The organism is Arthrobacter sp. E70 (genome assembly GCF_058266945.1).
Genome location: NZ_JBYQFR010000018.1, coordinates 75678 through 81969, shown reverse-complemented (window position 1 = coordinate 81969; position 6292 = coordinate 75678). Strand labels below are relative to the sequence as shown.

Genomic DNA, 6292 nt, shown 5'->3' with positions numbered 1-6292 from the left:
ACACCCCGTGGTTCGCGTCTGCGCTCCATGCCTGAACCAGTGAACCGGTGTTGCTACGGTTGCTGTAAGTCCGGCCGTTGCATTGTCCTGCTGTGGAAGGACTGCCAAAACCAGAGCTTTGGCCTTGCCGGACGGGGAGGAAGGCGCCTATGTCTCGGGCACCGTGTCGGCGCACCCTTTCCCGTGACAAGAGTCCCCTTGTCACGGACTTTCTTTCCTAGAGTTGCAGACCTTCTCCCGGAGATCTCTTCCTGGGGCAGTGGTAAATGCATTAGTCGGCCGCTGCGTGGCCAGTGGGGGACGTTTCGGCCTCGCGTTGTACCCGCCGTTAAAGGGACACTTGGATCAAGCTGTTCCAAACTGCACGGCGGGCCCCGGACGTAGATGGGCACCTCGTGTGCCGTGGGTCATACCTGCGGCACATGGCGGGCATAACCATAAGATCAGTAGTCAGCGGTCGGCAGCTCTTCCATGATGGAGCAACGAGGTCGGGACCGCCCTCGATTGAGATAGCTGAAGCAGATTCAGCTCAGGTTTGAGGAGCTTCATGAAGAACAAGATGTTGGCCGTTGGCCTTGCCGCCGCTCTTGCGGTCGGGGCGCTTGCAGGCTGCGGCGGTAGCCCGCAAGCCTCTTCGTCCAAAGCGGAACTGAAGAATGGCCTTCCCGAGAAGTATGCGTCCGGTTTCACCGTACCAGTCATTAATTACCCCCCTTATTCCATCGTCGACGAGGCTGGAAAAGTCAGCGGGTTCGACTACGACTTTGCAGAAGCCATAAGCAACTACTTCGGTGTCAAGTTTGAGACTAAGAATGCCACCTTCGAGGAAAGCCTTCTGGGCGTTTCCCGAGGCGCGTATTCGTGGGCGCCGGCCGCATCCGTGACCGCCAAGCGCAAGGAGACGTACGACTTTGTCAGCTACTTCGATGACGGGTATCGGCTCGTCGTTAAGGACACCGCGGCGGAGATCCCCGAAGACCCCTCGGCCATGTGCGGTCTTTCCATCGCCGAGGTAAATGGCGGGTACACGCTTAAGTACCTGCAGGATTTCAGCAAACAGTGCACCGACGCGGGGAAAGCCCCCATTGATGTCAAGACGTTCCCGGACCAAGGAGCTATTCAGCTGGCGGTCAAGAGCGACCGGGTCAACGCTGCCGCCCTCACGCTGGCCAATGGGACCTATTCCGTCCAGAAAGGCGGCGGCTTGAAGATCACGGGCCCTAAATTTGCTGTGACTACTGAGGGAATCACTCTCAAGAAGGACAGCGATCTCGCAGAGCCGCTGAAGAACGCAATGAACGCCCTGATCGCCGATGGCACTTACGCCAATATTCTGAAGAAGTACGGCCTCGAAGCTGGGGCGATTAAGAACGCTGAGGTCAACCCCGAGACGGGTGAATAACTAAGATCCTGCACCACGTCCGCATCCGGATCCAGTCACGATGTTGTGGCTGGACTCCGGATGCGAACGCATTTTGGCAGACCTTGCTACAGCTAATTGCCTAAACCCTCGAGACGATCCCCACAGCACCGCAGACCTCCGTCGGCCAGGCGACCCAGATGAGTCAGCCGCGGTGCGACTAAGCCGCTCCAGTCCAGCCGCGGCGAACACACCTACCGACGAAACTTTGCTGTGAGAAGTTTTGCGGTCGTCGGCTTCCCTTGGCCCAGAAATGCCTCCGCGCCAATTGGGGCTCTGGTTCCGGAGGCGACGAGCATGATCCATTCGCCTGACCAAACAAGCCTTCCCCCAGACGAGCGTGCGCGCTGCCTTGGCCAGAACAAAAGAAAGATCCCGCCTTCCGCGATTTGGGCACCATGCTTCTGATCGTGTCGCTGTTGCCGCCCTAGTGGGTCCGGCTAAGGAGCTGGACACGTCTACCCGCGGAAGACCTGGCACGGACAAAAGAAGCGGTCAATAGTTGCTGCCCGGGGTGGCGGGCGCACAGAGAAACTGGTGGTCATGCGCTTGGCGTATGCACGCATAGCAATGCGCTGTCTACTGGCGGCGCGACATGGCTTCCATACTGGGTTCATCCGTAAGTCCCGCGCAGGACGCCAGGACCGGATTTAACCGACCTTGGCAGTAACCGGGAAACATACAGCCCCACATGGTAGGAGGGCATTCATGCCGACACCCATTTCCGAGTTTGTAACAGCCGCACGAGCCAGCGAACCAGCAGTCTTGGCGGCGGTTCTCGCTCAGCTCACCGGCGACATGAGGTGGGCAGATGACGAACGCCTGACCTCCCTGCGTCGCTGGCGTGCGGGACAACAGGACCAGATCGACGCTCAGGGCGAAGAGTATCTGGATGAAGCAGGCGCAGAGCTGGAACGGCTGGCGTCGAGTGGATTCACCGAAGTCGCAGTTGTCAATGACTCGGCCGGCCTACTGCGCATCGCCCGCGCTGCCATCGACGAACGGTTGGACGCTTCCTTCATTCATAAGCTGGAGCACCACCTTAATCCGGAATTGGGCAAGGTTAATATCGACCCCAAAGCTGTGGAGCGGCGCAACCTCAAGGTCACCATTGTCGGCGCAGGAATGAGTGGTCTTGGTCTCGCCTTCAGCCTCGCTGACGCCGGGATCGATTACGAGATCCTCGATATGAACCCGCAGCCCGGCGGCATCTGGTTTGACAATGTCTACCCCGAGTGTGGGGTGGATACCCAGGCTTTTCAGTACGCATGGGAAGCGGAGCCCAATCTTGATTGGACTCGTTTCGACGTGAAGCGTGATGAAATCCTGCAGTACGTGAAAGATGCGGCTTTTAAGCGCGGGGTCCTGGACCGTATTCAGTTCGGCACCAAAGTCGAGGCCGGCACATGGGACGCCGAGACGTCACGCTGGAGGCTTGATGTTACCCGCGGGGGTGTAGCCGATGTGTTGACCACGGACGTTCTCGTTGTCGCTGTGGGTTCGTTGAACAGGCCGAAAATACCCAATATCCCGGGCTTCGAAAGCTTCAAGGGCGAGACATTCCACACTGCCCGTTGGCGGGAGGATCTGTCGCTGGAAGGCAAGCGGGTCGCTATCATCGGCAGCGGATCCAGCGGTGTTCAAGTCACCCGAGCAATTGCCGAAGTCGCCAAGGAACTCCTCGTCTTTGTCCGGAGCCCGCACTGGATGCGGCCCCGCAAACCAACCGAGATCGGACCAGTCAGCGAAGGGAAACGGTGGCTGCTTCAAAACCTTCCAAATTACCTGGCATGGTACCGCTTCTACCTTGACTTCGTGCTCGGGGATCGTGAGCACCGCCGGATGATCCTGCAGGAAACCCCTGACGGTCTTAAGCCCAGCCCGGAGAATGACGCTGTCCGGGAGGAGCTCACCGCTTACATCCGCAAGGAACTAGGCGGTCGCGAGGATCTGATAGCAAAAGTCACGCCCACCTACCCCCCTTATTCAAAGCGCTTGGTAGTGGACAACGACTGGTACAAGACCCTGACCCGACCGCATGTGAGCTTGGTCAGTAGTGAAATCGTTGGCCTTGATGAGTCTGGAATTTTGACAGGAGACGGGAACCACTATCCCGTGGACGTCATCGGATTCGCGACCGGATTCCACGGTACCCAGTACTTCTGGCCCCTTGACCTCATCAGCGCAAAGGGCAAACGCCTTGCCGAGACATTTGGGAGCGGGGACGATGTCCGGGCATACCTGGGCGTAGTCATGGCTGACTACCCGAACCTATTCGCCCTGCAAGGACCCAACACCGCCATCGGTCACGGTGGAGGAGCAACATTCATGTCGGAGGGACAGAGCAGGTTCATCATGACCTGCCTCAAGACGCTGATAGAGGATGACAAACGCTCCGTCATGATCAAGCCCGAAGTGGTTGATGCCTACAACCAAACCATCGACGAACGTCTGGGCCGCATGGTCTGGACTGAGCCAGGCTTGACGAGCCGTTTCCGAAACAGCAATGGACGCGTTGTCACTAACCATCCGTGGACGCTGCTCGAGTTCTGGGAGCGGACGCGTTCACCGCAATTGGAGGACTTTATCGTTGAACCCCTGACGGACGACACCGACCGCGGAAACGATGACACACGGTCCATGAGCAACGCTGCGGGTTCGCCGGCATAGAGGTCACGGCGCAGTATTTAGCGGTGCCTTTGGTCATCGTCAGGAAAGAGGGTTGCAGGATGTCTGGAGAAGTACATAGCGTCTTAGACAACGGTGTTTTGTCCTTGGTCATCGCCAATGAGGCTAGGGCCAATGCCATGACGCAGCAAATGACTCAGACCCTGAGCCGGGAGCTGGACAGGGCAGAACAGGACGATGAAGTCCGCGTGGTCCTCATTAGCGGCGCGGGTGATCGTGCATTCTGTTCCGGGCACGACATCTCTGAACTCCTCGATAATCCAACCTCGGCATATGACCCCACCATCAATGACGTCTTTCAACGCCCCCGGCTCCTACCAAAACCAACAATCGCGGCGGTCAACGGGGCGGCCTACGCTGGAGGACTGAACCTCGCCCTAGCTTGCGACATCCGCATAGCATCCACCTCGGCGTCCTTTGCTGCCACCGGAACCCGGTTGGCGCTACTGCCGATAGGAGGCCAACTCAGTATCCTGCCAACATTAATCGGCGTCGGGCCAGCCTTGGACATGCTTCTCAGGGCGAGGCCGGTCAACGCGGAACGGGCGTTTGGCGTGGGATTAGTGTCCGAAGTAGTTGATCCCGCTTACCTGCAGGAAGTCGCCGTTGAGGCTGCAATTTCCATTGCAGCTACGCCCCCGGCCCTGAACGCGGCCATAAAACGTGCTTCCTGGTCGACTTTGGATGCGGCGGGTGGGCTCGCCCGCCATGTTGAAGCGTCGGACGCTGAATCGTTTGGGCGCAGCCCCGAAGCCCTGAATCGTCTGCACGCATTTCTATCCAAAACCGCTCAGCATTGAAAGAACGGGAGAGTAATGAACACCCCTAAACCTCCACCCCCTTACAGCAAGACACGGGAGACTGACCATCTCGTATTCACTGCAGGTCACATTGGTCGGACCGCCGAGGGCCAGATGAGTGAAGGCCTCCAGGCTCAGACAAGTTTGGCTTTGCAGAACCTTGAAGATTCCCTCCAGCGCCATGGACTAACCAGGGCCGACGTCGTCAGAACGACAGTGTATTTGGCGGATATGGCCCACTGGGAGGAGATGAACGAGCCATACCGTGCGTTCTTTGAAGAACCCTTCCCTGCCCGTTCAACAATTTCCGTCGGCTTGCCCGCGGACGTGTTGATCGAAATCGACGCCATCGCTAGCAAGGCGGCCGTACAGTGAGGCCGTTGAACGCCTGGGCAATGGGATATCACAGGAGGGAAAACTGATGGGCGTTTTACTCGATGACGAAGCTCTCGGATGGATTGGTCGTCAAGTCACCGTCGAAGGCGACGAGATCACCGAATCAATGGTGCAACAGTACGTTTTTGCATCAGAAGACGACCACCCAGCCTATGTGAGTGATTCTTCCGCAGCTGCTGCCGGCACCCAAAGGGTAGTGCCGCCAATGCTGTACCAAGCGGCAGTCCGTCCTTTCAAGCCGCTCAACGAGTATTCTGCCGACGGCATTGTGGTGGAAAATCGGCCTGTCATTGGTAGCGGGCAGTCAGTTGGCGGCACCTTGTCGGTCCAATGGATCCGTCCCCTGAAAATAGGGGATCGTCTCACAGGCGTGAAGACTCTCGTTTCGATGAAGGAAAAGGACGGATCAACCCGCAAGTTCGTCGTCGTCATGTGGGAAACCGAATACCGGGACCAGATCGGAGAGTTGGTTATTCGTGAACGCTACGAGCAAATTTGTTTCTGAATACACGAGCCAGGCCATATCTGTTAGAGACCTCGAGCCGGGCCAGACGGTGCCCCCGCTTGACCGCTGCGTCAGCCGGGTGCAGTCCACCCTCTATACTGCGGCGATCCGCTTCGCGCATCAAGTCCACTTCGACGACGAGATGTGCCGGGCCCAAGGCTGGAAAGGGGTAATCCTGCCGGGCTTCCTGATGGGCAACTGGTGCCTGGAAGCAGTCACGCGGATGCTCGGACCACGCTCGGTCGTACGATCGGTCAGTTTCCGCCTAACCTCCGTCGCATACCCCGACGTAAAGCACCACATTTCGGGGGAAGTCATCAAAGTCGAACAAAATGACGACTGGGCGCTTGTGACGTGCACCATGAAGGTCAATGATCCGGACGAAACCCTCGTTACCAAAGCAACAGTGACGGTCGCCGTTCCCATAACCGAATAAATAAGGGCTGACAGCGGCCGGGTTAAGCGGCGTCGTTGTTGGAACGC

Annotated in this window: 6 protein-coding genes; all 6 read left to right on the top strand. The window is 58.1% G+C overall.

The features are described from left to right. Window positions 1-547: 547 nt before the first annotated feature. The 6 genes from AC3IMC_RS18665 (at window position 548) to AC3IMC_RS18640 (ending at window position 6245) form a co-directional block, all read left to right on the top strand. Complete coding sequence (locus AC3IMC_RS18665; protein WP_490920260.1) at window positions 548-1402, top strand: transporter substrate-binding domain-containing protein; 855 nt, start codon at window positions 548-550, stop codon at window positions 1400-1402. Between the two features lie 726 nt (window positions 1403-2128). Continuing rightward, the gene (locus AC3IMC_RS18660) at window positions 2129-4090 is read left to right on the top strand and encodes a flavin-containing monooxygenase (protein WP_490920259.1); all 1962 of its coding nucleotides are present in this window, start codon (window positions 2129-2131) and stop codon (window positions 4088-4090) included. A gap of 59 nt (window positions 4091-4149) precedes the next feature. Then, entirely contained in the window at window positions 4150-4908 is a 759-nt protein-coding gene (locus AC3IMC_RS18655) for an enoyl-CoA hydratase/isomerase family protein (RefSeq protein ID WP_490920258.1), read from the top strand. A 15-nt stretch (window positions 4909-4923) separates the two neighbouring features. Continuing rightward, entirely contained in the window at window positions 4924-5283 is a 360-nt protein-coding gene (locus AC3IMC_RS18650) for a RidA family protein (protein WP_490920257.1), read from the top strand. A 46-nt stretch (window positions 5284-5329) separates the two neighbouring features. After that, complete coding sequence (locus AC3IMC_RS18645; protein ID WP_490920256.1) at window positions 5330-5809, top strand: MaoC family dehydratase; 480 nt, start codon at window positions 5330-5332, stop codon at window positions 5807-5809. Then, the gene (locus AC3IMC_RS18640) at window positions 5781-6245 is read left to right on the top strand and encodes a hotdog family protein (RefSeq protein WP_490920262.1); all 465 of its coding nucleotides are present in this window, start codon (window positions 5781-5783) and stop codon (window positions 6243-6245) included. Before AC3IMC_RS18645 ends, AC3IMC_RS18640 begins: the two co-directional genes overlap by 29 nt. Window positions 6246-6292 lie beyond the last annotated feature (47 nt).